9 protein-coding genes are annotated in these 11,666 nt (G+C 74.5%); 5 read left to right on the plus strand and 4 right to left on the minus strand.

Annotated elements, in window-relative coordinates; genetic code table 11:
- The 4 genes from AC2CHG_RS26100 to AC2CHG_RS26115 all read left to right on the plus strand — a co-directional run.
- The coding region (locus AC2CHG_RS26100; protein WP_484525783.1) for a helix-hairpin-helix domain-containing protein at nucleotides 1-677 on the plus strand (677 nt) is incomplete at its 5' end.
- A 314-nt stretch (nucleotides 678-991) separates the two neighbouring features.
- On the plus strand, nucleotides 992-2,194 hold the full coding sequence (locus AC2CHG_RS26105; protein ID WP_484525784.1) for a low temperature requirement protein A: 1,203 nt from the start codon (nucleotides 992-994) through the stop codon (nucleotides 2,192-2,194).
- A gap of 108 nt (nucleotides 2,195-2,302) precedes the next feature.
- A complete protein-coding gene (locus AC2CHG_RS26110) occupies nucleotides 2,303-2,509 on the plus strand; it encodes a hypothetical protein (protein WP_013286658.1) in 207 nt (68 codons plus the stop codon).
- Nucleotides 2,510-2,682: 173 nt separating this feature from the next.
- Entirely contained in the window at nucleotides 2,683-3,642 is a 960-nt protein-coding gene (locus AC2CHG_RS26115; protein ID WP_484525785.1) for a TIGR03557 family F420-dependent LLM class oxidoreductase, read from the plus strand.
- Nucleotides 3,643-3,713: 71 nt separating this feature from the next.
- Here the strand turns inward: AC2CHG_RS26115 and AC2CHG_RS26120 are convergent, their stop codons facing one another.
- The 4 genes from AC2CHG_RS26120 to AC2CHG_RS26135 form a co-directional block, all read right to left on the minus strand.
- Nucleotides 3,714-5,810, minus strand: coding sequence for an APC family permease (locus tag AC2CHG_RS26120; RefSeq protein WP_262011759.1), 2,097 nt, complete (start codon nucleotides 5,808-5,810; stop codon nucleotides 3,714-3,716).
- A gap of 63 nt (nucleotides 5,811-5,873) precedes the next feature.
- Complete coding sequence (locus AC2CHG_RS26125) at nucleotides 5,874-6,311, minus strand: hypothetical protein (protein WP_262011760.1); 438 nt, start codon at nucleotides 6,309-6,311, stop codon at nucleotides 5,874-5,876.
- A gap of 96 nt (nucleotides 6,312-6,407) precedes the next feature.
- On the minus strand, nucleotides 6,408-7,178 hold the full coding sequence (locus AC2CHG_RS26130; RefSeq protein WP_135240450.1) for a DUF5995 family protein: 771 nt from the start codon (nucleotides 7,176-7,178) through the stop codon (nucleotides 6,408-6,410).
- Nucleotides 7,179-7,295: 117 nt separating this feature from the next.
- Complete coding sequence (locus tag AC2CHG_RS26135; RefSeq protein ID WP_484525786.1) at nucleotides 7,296-10,235, minus strand: helix-turn-helix transcriptional regulator; 2,940 nt, start codon at nucleotides 10,233-10,235, stop codon at nucleotides 7,296-7,298.
- Nucleotides 10,236-10,503: 268 nt separating this feature from the next.
- On the opposite strand from AC2CHG_RS26135, the gene AC2CHG_RS26140 reads away from it, so the two are divergent.
- A partial coding sequence (locus tag AC2CHG_RS26140) for an adenylate/guanylate cyclase domain-containing protein (RefSeq protein ID WP_484525787.1) occupies nucleotides 10,504-11,666 on the plus strand: 1,163 nt, incomplete at its 3' end.

Here is an 11,666-nt window from a genome sequence, read left to right on the forward strand (position 1 = left end):
ACCCGGTCGTGTCCGAGCCCGCAGTGTCGGAGCCCGTCACCTCCGACCCGGTCGTGTCCGAGCCCGCAGTGTCGGAGCCCGTCACCTCCGACCCGGTCGTGTCCGAGCCCGCAGTGTCGGAGCCCGTCACCTCCGAGCCGGTCGTGTCCGAGCCGGTCGTGTCCGAGCCGGTCGTGTCCGAGCCGGTGTCGGCGACGTCCGAGACCGAGCCGGTGTCCACCGAACCGGTTGCCACGCCCGTGGCCGACGCCGAGCCGGTGACGGCTTCGGCCACCGCCGTCGACGCCGAGCCGGTCGCGGAGAAGGAGCCCGCGGTCGGCGCCACCATCGACACGCCGGCCACCGAGGCCGCGCCGGTCGAGGCCACCGAGCCGGTCGCCGTGCCCGCCCCGCGTACCTCGGTCGAAAACGACGTCCCCGCCGCGGCGGACACCGACGCGCCGGACGACTTCCGGCGGATCCAGGGCATCGGGCCGAAGCTGGCCACCGCCCTGCAGGATGCCGGGATCCGCACCTACCGGCAGCTCGCCGAGCTGGACGAGGCCGCGCTGCGGCAGACCGTGAAGGCCGCCGGCCTGCGCTCCGCGCCGGGCCTCGCCACCTGGCCGCAGCAGGCCAAGGTGCTGGCGGGTGCTGCCGCCGACGCCGAGCGGGTGCTGCCGGCGAGCGCCGAGTAGACAGTCCTCCACATTCCGGGCCGGTGGTGACGATGGTCGCCACCGGCCCGGCGCCTTTCCCCACCCCGTCACCTCCCCGACCTCGCGGCCCGCCCCGCCAGTACCCCGAAGTGGTGACATCAGCACCCCGCCGACCCCGCCACGACCCCGAACCGGCGGCCGCTCCACCAGCACCAGCACCCGACGTGGTGACATCACCACCGCCGCCCCGGGCCGGTATGCCGGAAAAGTGACCGCGTGCGGGCGGGCATGGCTACGGTCGGTGAAGGGCCGGCCCGGCCGGCCGCACGAACCGCCACCCGCAGGAGCATGTCGTGCCCACCGCAGCGCCGGAGCCCGCCGGCCGGCGACCGCCGGTCCGCGATCCGGAGGCGCCGCGCCGGGTGACGCTGCTCGAACTCTTCTTCGACCTGGTCTACGTGGTGGCGCTCGCGTTGATCTCGCGCAACCTGGTCGGGTCGGTGAGCTGGGAGCGGGCCGCCGAGTCCCTGGTCATGCTGATGGCGATCTGGTGGACGTGGGCGATCACCACCCTGGTCACCGACATCTACGATCCGCAGCGCACCGAGATCAAGCTGCTGATCGTGGCGGTGATGTTCGGCGCGCTGCTGATGACCACCGCCATCCCGGAGGCGTTCGGCGCCCGGGGACTGGTGTTCGGCGGCACGTACGTGGCGATCCATCTCGGACGCGGCCTGTTCCTCATGCCGGCGGTGCGACGGCACCCGCAGAGCAACCGGCGGGCCCTGCGCATCTTCGTCTGGTTCGCCGTGTCGGCCGTGCCGTGGCTGGTCGGTGCGCTGGCCGCGTACGGCACCGCCCGGTTGTGGTTCTGGGCCGGCGCCCTGGCCATCGACTACCTGGGGTTCCGGCTGGCGTACCCGGTGCCGGGTCTGGGCGCGGTGCCGGAGTCCCAGCGCAACGTGACCGCCGAGCACCTGTCCGAGCGGTACCAGCAGTTCTTCATCATCGCGCTCGGCGACGCCGTGCTGGTCGCCGGCACCGTGTTCAGCCTGCACCACTCCGAACTGGAGAACCTGGCCGCCTTCACCGTCGCGTTCGCCACCACGCTGCTGCTCTGGCGCATCTACGTGCACAAGTCCGGTGAGCTGCTGCCGCACGCCATCGCCCGGGCCGCCCAGCCGAGCCGGTTCCTCAACACCGCGCCGTACACCCATCTGCTGATGGTGGCCGGCGTGGTGACCACCGCGGCGGGCTTCGACCTGGTCCTGCTGGAACCGACCGGCCACACGCCGCCGGCCTGGCTGGCGGTGATCCTCGGCGGGCCGGCGCTGTTCCTGATCGGCCGGGGCGCGTTCGAGTACGAGGTGTTCAGCCGGGTGTCGGCGTCCCGGCCCGGCGGGATACTGGCGCTGCTCACGATCGCCCCGGCCGGGTTGTTCCTCGCGCCGGTCTACGCCTCCGCCGGGGCGATGCTGGTGCTGGCCGGGGTGGCGTCCGCCGACTACCGCCGCAGCCGAGGCCGGCCGCCCGAGGAGCCGATGCCACCGCACTGAGGTAATCGGAATCGGCCGTGCCGGCACCGGTGCGCCGTTTGGCGGATCACCCGCACGGGGTACAAGGCCTCCACCTCGAATCCACCACAACCCCAGTGGAGGCAACTGATGCGCGGCACCTCGATAGTCGGCGTCCTGGTCGTCATCTGGCTCATCATCGGCGCCATCGCCGCCGGTCAGCGCGGCTACTACGGCAACGACGAAACCAACTGTGCGGAGGCGGGCACGATCCTGGTCACCATCGTGGCCGGCCCGCTGAACTACATCGGCGCCAACCCGAAGGTGGACTGCAAGCTTCCCGAGCCGTCGAAGTAGGCCACCCCCGTACTCCCGGCCCGCGCCCGCTCGGCGAGCGCGGGCCGTTCCGTGCCCGCGGCGCGGGCCGTCACCATCCCTACGGCGTCCTAGGAGGCTGGGCTTCGCCTGGTTTGCCGCCGGGACCGGTGGGAACGGCAGCGGTTCCGCGACGACGGAACGGAGAACCGGGCATGCGCATCGGCTACAAGCTCGCCTCGGAGGCGTTCGGGCCCCAGGAACTCATCCGGCAGGCGGTCCGAGCCGAGGAGGCCGGCTTCGACTTCGTCGAGATGAGCGACCACTACCACCCCTGGCTGGAGGTGCAGGGGCACTCCTGCTTCACCTGGAGCGCGCTCGGCGCGATCGCCGCCCGCACCACCACCCTCGGCCTCGCCACCGGCGTCACCTGCCCGTCGGTCCGCTACCACCCGGCGATCGTCGCGCAGGCCGCCGCCACCATGGCGCTGATCTCCGACGGGCGGTTCACGCTCGGCGTGGGCGCCGGGGAACGGCTCAACGAACACGTCGTCGGGCAGGGGTTCCCCAGCGTCCGGGGGCGGCACGAGCGGCTGCGCGAGGCGCTGGAGATCATCCGGCTGCTCTGGCAGGGCGGCTACCGCTCGTACGGCGGCCGGCACCTGCAACTGGAGGACGCCCGCATCTGGGACCTGCCCGAGCAGCCGCCGGTGATCGCCGTGGCGGCGAGCGGCCGGGAGTCGGCAGGTCTCGCGGCCGAGCTGGGCACCGGCCTGTTCGCCACCGAGCCGAAGTCGTCGATCGTCGACCATTACCGCAACGCCGGCGGCCAGGGCCCGCGCTACGCCGAGGTGCCGATGGCCTGGGCCACCGACGAGGAGACGGCGGTCCGCGCGGCCCGGGAGACCAGCCGCTGGGCGATCACCGGCTGGAAGGTGATGAGCGAGTTGCCCAACCCGGTGAACTTCGACGCCGCCACCGCCTGGGTCGAGGACCACCACATCCGGCAGCAGTTCTCCGTCGGCCCGGACGCCGAGCCGCACGTGGAGAAGGCGCGGACGTACGTCGAGGCCGGCTTCGACCACATCGTGCTGCAGAACGCCGGGCCGGACCCGGACGGATTCCTGGACTTCTGCGCCCGCGACCTGCTCGCCCGCGTCCGCGCGCTCGGCTAGCGCTCCGCCGATCCCCCGCGCTCGGCCGGCCCGCGCGTCTCAGCCGGCCCTCGCGCCTCCGCCCGCGCACCTCAGCCGCCCACGTGGATGCCGGGACGGCGGGTCGGGTCCGGCTCGGACTTGCGGATGATCTCCCGCACCACCGGCGGGGTGTCGCCCCGGCCGAGGATGAGGTAGCGCAGCAGGTGCGCGATCGGGTTCCCCTCGGACCACTCGAAGTGGCAGTGCGGGCGAACCCCCGTCGCGTCCCGCAACGCGAGCAGGATCGCGGCTATCGCGTTCGGTGCCGCCGGGCTGCTGGCGCGCAGGATCCGGTAGCCGCCGGACTCCACCCCGTGCACCCGCAGCACCTGGCTGAACTGGGACGGGTCGCTCACGTCGATCTCCAGGAACAGCACGTCGGCGGCGCCCGGCACCGGGTTCATCGACCGTTGCGCCCGTTCCTTGACCCGGTACTCCTTCACCGACCCGGTCTGCCGCTTGTTGGCGATCAGGTGCAACCGCCCGTCCCGGGCCACCGACTCGTCGACGAAGCGGCGGGCCGCCTCGTCGAACTCGATCCGCTCGGCGCGCAGCTCGGTGGTCCGGGTGACCCGGGAGATCAGCGACACCGCGACGATCCCGGCGATGAAGAACCCGGAGATGGTGATGCCGTCCGGCTTCTCCACCACGTTCTCCACCAGCGCGTACAGCAGCACGGCGGTGAGCGACGCGAACCCGGCCGCGGCGGCGCGGCTGCGGGCGCGCACCGCCGCGATGGTCACCGCTATCGCGCCGGAGACCATCATCGCGAGGATGCCCGTGGCGTACGCGCCGGCCTGGGCGTTCACGTCGGCGGAGAAGGCGATCGTGATGGCGATGCTGATCGCGGTGTAGACCAGCACCACCGGACGTACCGCCCGCCCCCACTCCGGGGCCATGCCGTACGACGGCAGGTAGCGGGGCACGATGTTGATCAGCCCGGCCATCGCGGAGGCGCCGGCGAACCAGAGGATGAGCACGCTGCTGATGTCGTAGACGGTGCCGAACGCCTCGCCGAGGTGCTCGTGGGCGAGGAACGCCAGCGCCCGGCCGTTCGCCGGCCCGCCGGGCTCGAACGCCTCGGGCGGGATCAGCACGGTGGTCACGAACGTGGTGGCGATCAGGTAGACCGACATGATCAGCGCGGCGGCGGTGAGCAGCCGGCGGGTGTTGCGGATCCGGGCGTCCAGCCGCCGCTGCGCGTCCTCGCCCTCGCCGCGCACCAGCGGCATCATGCTCACCCCGGTCTCGAACCCGGACAGGCCGAGCACCAGCAGCGGGAACGCGAGCACGCTGGTGACCAGGACGTCGCCGGGTCCGCCGGCGTCGGTCAGCCGGCCGGTCCAGTCACCGAGCAGGCCCGGATCGGCGACGACCTCGGCCACCCCGGCGACCACCACCACCGCGTTCAACGCCAGGAACACCGCCACCAGCGGGATGGCCACCTGCACGGCCTCGCTGAACCCGAGCAGGAACACGCCGCCGAGCACGAGCAGCAGCGCCACCGTGACCAGCACCGCCGCGGTGCCGCCGTGCGGGAACGACCCGGGCAGCACCGGGTTCTCCAGCAGGTGCACGCTGGCGTCGGCGGCGGACAGCGTGATCGTGATGATCCACGAGGTGGCGACGAAGCCGAGCAGCACCAGCACGAAGATCTTGCCGCGCCAGAACGGCAGCAGCCGCTCCAGCATGGCCACCGAGCCCTGCCCGTGCGGGCTCTCCCGGGCCACCCGGCGGTACATCGGCAGCATCCCGAGCAGCGTCAGCGCCACGATCAGCAGCGTGGCCAGCGGGCTGAGCGCGCCGGCCGCCACGGCGGCGATGCCGGGCAGGTAGGACAGCGTGGAGAAGTAGTCGACGCCGGTCAGGCACATCACCTGCCACCACGGGTGGGACCGGGTCTGGTGCTCGCGGACCTCCGGGCCGACCGGCTCGACCCGGTGCGCGAACAACCACCGGTGCAGCCGGCCCGCCGGTGCCGCCGGCCGCGTCGGGGCCGCCACCCGTTCCGGCAGCTCCGGCACGGTACGACCGGCCCGCTCGGCGTGGTCGCCGTGCCGCCCGGCCCGGGCCGCCGCGGCCGCGTGCGCCTCCCGGCGCCGCTCCCGCGTACGCCGGGGCTGTTCCGGCTCCCCCGCCTGCCCCATCTGCTCCCCTTCGTCCCTATGACGACGGTAGGGGTTGTCCCGGGCGCGGCCCGGCCGAACCGGTCAAAGATCCGGTCCGCGGGTCAGCGCGTCGCGCACCGCCGCCGGGTCGGCCACGGTGACGGTGACCGCCGGGTGCCGCAGCCACGGGCCGGGGGCCAGCGCCGGCACCGGCTCGGCGAAGCGCAGGCAGAGCCCGCCGGCCACGCTGGCCCCGAAGGTCACCCCGCCGTCGGCCGCCGACAGGTGCGGGCCGATCGCCCGCCACCAGCGGTACGGCCCGCTCAGCTCGGCCCCGGTCACGTTGCCCGGCGTGGTGCGCAGCAGCCACGGCCCGAACCGGACGACGAGCGCGTCCGGGCCCCAGTCGAGCCAGGCCGTGGCGGGCCGGACGCCGAGCAGCGCCAGCGGCAGCCGGAACGCCGGGTCGAAGCGGAACGGGAAGCGGCGGACCGGGCCCGGCGGGAACGCCCCGGGGCCGGCCGGTTCGTCTGGTGGCACGGCGGCGACGTACCCGGTGCGGCGGGCCCGACACCCGCGGGCGGCGTTCCCGCGTCCCGCGCCCGGACGGCGGGACGCGGGAACCCCCCGTCCCGGCTACTGCAGGAACGCCCCGAGGGGCGACAGCAGCAGCCGGCCGAGCAGCGCGGCGTTGTCGTCCAGCCGCGTCCGCTCACACTCGCGGGCGTCCGGGTCGTGCCGGCAGCGCCAGATCTTCTGCGCGTTGCGCCAGGCCACGTTCCGGGTGTACTCCACCAGTTCGCCCTGGTACCAGTCGTCGATCTCGCCGTTCACCATGTCGATCATGAGCTGCCAGTTGTCCAGGTAGCCACGGCGCAGGTCCGGGATCCGCTCGGCGAAGATCTTGTTGATCTCCAGGTAGTCGCGGTGCTGGTCACTGCCGTCGATCGGCTCGGACTCCAGGCTGTCGAACGTGGTCACCAGCGCGAACGGCAGGTCGTAGTTGATGTGCGCGTTGACGCCCGCGGCGGCCGACGGCAGCGGCCGGGCGTCCGGCCCGCGCATCCGCTTGAACAGGCACGACCACGCCTTCGGGGTGCTCGGGCTGGAGTCGGTCCAGAACCGCAGCGCCTCGAAGTAGCGGGCCGCGAACTCCACGTCCAGCCGCGCCAGGAACACCGGGTCGCAGAACCGGTCGTCGTACAGGCCGTCGAGCACGGTGCTGGTGATGACCAGGTAGAGCTTGTTGAAGTCGGCGAGCGGGCAGCTCTCCTCCAGCGGCGGCAGCCGGACCAGCAGGTCCTGCAGCTTGGTCAGATGGTCCACGACCGCCGGCACGTCGGCGGGGTGATCGGCGAGCAACCCGACGATGTCCTGGTGCACAGGACCCCAGACCGGTTCGGTCATCTCTCCTCCACCGCGCCCCCGGCGCCCCCACGACGCCACCACCCCTGTTCCGCGGGACAGCCTGCCAGGCGTCGTCCACCCGGCGGATCCGTCGAACGACGTATTGGCGACGTACGCCTACTCCGCGCCGTTGCGCAGGAAGATGGCGCTGGCCTGCACCCGCGTGCGTACCTGGAGCTTGTCGAAGATGTGCGAGACGTGGACGCCGATGGTCCGCTCGCTGATGAACAGCCGCTGGCCGATCTCCCGGTTGGTCAGACCCTCGGCGACCGCGGCGAGCACCTCCCGCTCCCGCGCGGTGAGCGTCGCCAGCTCGTCCACCGCCGGCCCGGCGGGCGCCGCCGCCCGCTGCCGGGGCACCGGTGCCGGATCCGGCGCGGCGTCCAGGGGCACCCGGGCCCGCGAGGCGATGGTACGGATCTCCGCGGTCAGCGGCACCGCGCCGAGCGACTGGGCCATCGCGTACGCCCGGTGCAGCAGCTTGCCGGCGGTGGCCACCCGGCTGCGGCGGGCCAGCAGCGCCTCGGCCTGCCGCAACCGCGAGTACGCCGCCGGATAGGGGTGGTTGCGCCGGTCCCACTCGGCGGCGGAACGCTCCCACAGCGCCGGGTCGCCGCGGCCGTCGTCGAGCCGGCTCAGCTCGGCGTCGCAGAGCGCGAGGAACCCCTCGGCGACGTACCGCACCGGCGCGCCCGCCTTGGCGCTCTTGCCGGTCACCCGGTCGACCACCTCGCGCAGCCGGCGTACCGCGTTCGGGTCCACCTCGATCGTGCGGCCGGCCGCCGCCTCGGCCTCCGCGCGCAGCCCGTGCCAGGCCAGCGTGGCCAGCACGATCACGTCGTCGGAGCGGCTCTCGGTCAGGCCCCGCTGCACCGCCTGCCGGGCCAGGTCGTGCCGGCCCTGCCACATGGCCAGCCCGGCGCGCAGGATGAGCATCGGCAGCACGTGCCGGGCGCCGCCGCCGGCCAGCACCGTCGCCACCGCCTCCAGGTCACGGTCGGACGCCTCGACGTCGCCGTACCCGACGGAGAGCCGGCACCGGGCCAGCAGCAGCTCGACCGCGTCGGCCCCGGAGGGGCGGTGCCGCAGCGCGACGGCGACCACCTTCTCCGCCTCGGCCCACTGCCCCACCCGGAACAGCCCGTTCGTCGCCACCGCCAGCAGCCGGGTCTCCCAGGTGCGGCCTAGCCCCAGCTCGGCGACCCGGTCGGCGCCCCGGCGTGCCACCACCACCCCCTCCTCGAGGATGTTCAGCGGCCCGGTGAGCAGCTCGGCCAGGTGCAGGTACGCGCAGGCCACGTCCTCCGGCCGGCCGGACCGTTCGGCGGTGTCCAGCGCCCGGCGCATCACCGCCAGCCCGGCGGCCGGATCCTCCAGGAACGCCTCGCTGAACCCGAGCGCGGCGCTGGCCATCACCACCTCGGAGGTGGTGCCGGGCACGTCGGCGGCGAGCGCGAGGGCCTCCCGTGCCTGGTCACCGGCCTCGGCGTAGCGGCCCAGGTGCAGCAGCAGCTCGGCCAGCCGGGCGGCGGCCGTGCACCGCTCCCGCGGCGTGCAGTCGGGCGAGCCCAGCACCTGCCGGTACTCCTGCTCGGCGGGGGCGGACCGGCCGGCCGCGGCCAGGTAGCGGGCCCGGCGGATGCGCAGCGCGCAGACCGGCGGGCCGGACGGGTCGTCGGCCAGCTCCTCCAGCAGCGTCAGGGCGCGGGCGTGCTCCCCGCTGTGGTGCGCGGCCTCGGCGGCGTGGCTGAGCAGCTCGGCCCGGTCCACCTCGACCGGCTCGGGCCGTGCCCCGTCGGGCAGGACGGCGGCCGGCTCGGTGGCCAGGGTCAGCGCTGCCGACCAGTGGCGGTGCGCCTCGGCGTACCCGTGCAGCCGTTCCGCCTCGCGGGCCGCGGCCATCGCGGCGGGCAGCGCCCGGCCCGGCTCCCCGGCGTGCCGCCAGTGGTGGGCCAGCCGGGCCTGGTGCAGCTCGGCCGGTACGGCGGTGAGCGCCTCGGCGTAGCGACGGTGCAGCGCGGCCCGCTCGGCGGGCAGCAGTTCGTGGGCCAGGACCTCGGCGACCAGCCGGTGCCGCAGCCGGTAGCCGTCGTCGGCGCCGACCAGCAGCCGGTGCGCGACCGCCTCCCGGACCGCGTCGAGCAGCTCGTCCTCGGGCAGCCGCACCACCTGGGCCAGCAGCCAGTGCTCGACCGGCTCGACGCCGACCGCCACCGCGTGCACGACCGCGTGCGCCGGCTGCGGCAGCGCGTCGACCCGGTCGAGGAACACCTCGCGCAGCGTGTCGGAGAGACCGTCGCGGCCGTCGCGCCGGTCGCGGGCCAGTTCCTCCACCACGAACGGGTTGCCGCCGCTGCGCTGCCAGAGCTGGTCGGCGGCGTCCGGCGGAAGCGGCGCGCCGACCACGGCGGCGGCCAGCTCGTCGGTGGCGGACCGGTCCAGCGGCAGCAGGTCGATCACCCGTACCGAGCGCAGCCGGCGCAGCTCGGTGAGCACCCGGCGCAGTGGATGCGCGCCGCGCAGCGACTCGGCCCGGATCGCGGCCAGGACGGAGAGCTGGAGGTCGCCGAGGCCGGCCAGCAGGTAGAGCAGGAGCTGGCGGGTGCTGCGGTCGACCCACTGTAGATCGTCGAGGACGAGCACCAGCGGCCGTCCGCCGGCCACCACGTGCAGGCCCTGCGCGACGCGTTCCAGCAGCGCACCGGCGCCGTCCGGGCCGGGGGTCTCCTCGTCGAAGACCTGCAACACCCCGCGGATCGCCGAGGTGGTGCGCGCCTCGGACTGCTCGGCCTCGAGCCGGCGCAGCGCCTGCCGTACCGGGTGCAGCGGCGAGGCGTCTCCGATGTCGAGGCAGGTGCCGGTGAGCACCAGCGCGCCGGTCTGCCGCAGCTGCTCGCCGACCTCGGTCAGCAGGCGGGTCTTGCCCACTCCGCTCTCTCCGGTGAGGAACACCGCGCCGGTCTGCCCGGGCCGCAGGTCGTCGTAGAGCGCCGACCGCAGCGTCGCCATGGTCCCGGTACGGCCGACGAGCGGTGCCGTGTCCACGTCGCTGGCCATGGAACGCAGCCTAGTCACAGGTCCCCGCACCGTTCTACGGCCTCCGGGCCGGACTCGTACCTCTCGCGTCGACTACACGACTAATGGTTGCGGGTGCCCGACATACGTCGTCCTACAGATCCCCCGAGAACCCGGTGGTGAAAGTCTGCGGAGGTCGTCGGGCACCGCTATCGGGGAAAGGGTGGGTGCGATGTTGATCACCACGCCCGTGGGGAGTCGGGAAGCCGTCATCGCGGCGTGCCGGCCGGTGCCCGAGGAACGACGGATCGTGACCGTCCTCTTCGTCGACATCGTGGGCTCGACCCGGCTCGTCGAGCAGCTCGACCCGGAGGACGTGCGCGCCTTGCAGCGCGCCTACTTCGGCACCGTCGCCTCCGTGCTGCGCCGCTGGCGGGGCGTGGTGGAGAAGTACGTCGGCGACGCGGTGATGGCACTGTTCGACGCGTCCGGTTCGGACGGTCTCGACGCGTACCGGGCGGTGCGCGCCGGGCTGGACATCCAGGCCGCGCTGGCGCGGCGGCGCCCGGCCGGCGTCCGGCTGAGCGTGCGGGTCGGCGTGGCGACCGGTGAGGTGCTGCTGGACCTGGCCGGGGTCCGCGACGGCGGCCACGGCGCGGCCAGCGGCGCGGTGATCACCACGGCGGCCCGCCTCCAGGAGCACGCGCCGCCCGGCGGGGTCGTGGTCTGCCCGGCCACCCGGGACGCGGTGGCGGGCCTGGTCGAGCAGCGTCCACTCGCCACCCTGACGCTCGCCGGCAAGACGCTTCCGCTTGACGTGTGGCGGGTGACCGGACCGGCCGGGAGCCGGCCGGCCCGGCACCGCGTCCCGCTCGTGGGCCGCCGCCGGGAGCTGGCGAGCGCGGCCGACGAGGTGACCCGGGCGCTGCGTGAGCGGCGTCCCCGCTGGATCTCACTGGTCGGCCCGCCGGGCAGTGGCCGCAGCCGGCTGCTGCACGAGGTGACCCGCGCCGTGTCGAGCGTGGACGGCGTGCCGGTGCGCCGGCGGGTGACTGCCTGCCCGCCGTACCCGTGCGGGGAGCTGGCGCCCCTGGCCGACCTGGTGCGGCCCCGGCCGGACGCGACGGGAGTGGACGGCCCGGGCGGCGTGCTGGCGGCGTTCCTGGCCGCGCCGGACGACGACACGGTGGCGCAGCGCGCCGTGGTCGCCTGCCGCGAGGCGCTGCTCGGCCTGGCCGCCGAGGCGCCGGTGGTGGTCGCGGTGGACGACCTGGACCGGGCCGCCCCGGCGCTGCGCCGGTTCCTGCACCAGCTCCACGTGGCGGCCGGTGAGCGGGGACTGCCGCTGGCGGTGGTCACCACCTGCGGATCCGGCTCGGCCGACCCGCTGCCCGCGCCGGCGCGGCGGATCCCGCTGGAGCCGCTGGGCCCGCTGGACACCGGGCGGCTGCTGCGGCACCTGCTCGACCGGGC

This window comes from Micromonospora sp. ATLC20 (assembly GCF_057196585.1).